This window comes from Aeromicrobium sp. PE09-221 (genome assembly GCF_002174305.1).
Lineage (GTDB): Bacteria > Actinomycetota > Actinomycetes > Propionibacteriales > Nocardioidaceae > Aeromicrobium.
In genome coordinates this window covers 1-940 of record NZ_MIJB01000085.1, presented here as the reverse complement: position 1 = coordinate 940, position 940 = coordinate 1, and the positions used below count along the sequence as shown (strand labels likewise).

The following is a 940-nucleotide window of genomic DNA, read 5'->3' as shown; positions in this document are numbered from 1 at the left end:
ACAAACGGGGCTGGACATAGTGGATTATTAAAAACTCAGCAAGCGCTTGGTAAAGAAGCAAAAGATGTACTCCGTGATGCTTGGAAAGAAGCGAATACAGGCTTGAACAACGCTCAAAGGATAGCGATTTTAGATGCTGGGCTAGAATTTGAGAAAGTTGGAATGCCTTTGAAAGATGCTCAATTTATTGAAGGTATGAAGTTCGATAAAGCTGAGATTGCAAACATTTTTAATATTCCATTGCACATGATTAATGAGTTAGATCGTGCTACATTCTCAAATATTGAGCAACAAGCACTAGATTTTATCCAAAATACATTGAGTCCGATTCTTATCCAGTATGAAGAAGAGTTTTCTTATAAAACATTTTCATTTAATGAACAAAAGCGTTACTATTTGAAATTTAATCTAACAAGTTTACTCCGCGCTGATTCTAAATCTAGAGCGGAATTTTATAAGATTATGCTAGATGCTGGAGCTTTCTCAATCAATAAAGTATTAGAGCTTGAAGATATAGATGGAATTGGAGAATACGGTGATAAACATCGTGTCGATCTAAACCATGTATCTATTGAGATTGCGGATGAATACCAATTAGCAAAAGCTAGTGGAGGTTTGTCGCTGAAAGGAGGTGAGGACAATTAAAGACGTGTTTACTATTAAAAATCAAACGGAATCGTCCGCAGACCTATTTATCTATGGTGACATCATAAATAATACAGGTTGGAAATGGGATGATTCAGATATTATGCCTGATGATGTGAAAAACATTTTGGGGCAATTGGATGATAAAAGTAGCCTTAATATCTATGTAAATAGTGGCGGTGGTTCTGTATTTGCTGGTTTAGCTATTTATAATATGTTAAAGCGAAATAAGGCTCAAAAAACTGTTTATGTGGATGGTGTTGCAGCTTCCATCGCTTCAGTAATTGCCTTAGCT

General features: G+C 35.6%; 2 protein-coding genes. Both read left to right on the top strand.

All coding sequences use genetic code 11. The features are described 5' to 3' along the window. A partial coding sequence (locus BHE97_RS19400; protein WP_087625659.1) for a phage portal protein occupies positions 1-645 on the top strand: 645 nt, incomplete at its 5' end. A 4-nt stretch (positions 646-649) separates the two neighbouring features. Beyond that, the coding region (locus BHE97_RS19395; RefSeq protein WP_201791555.1) for a Clp protease ClpP at positions 650-940 on the top strand (291 nt) is incomplete at its 3' end.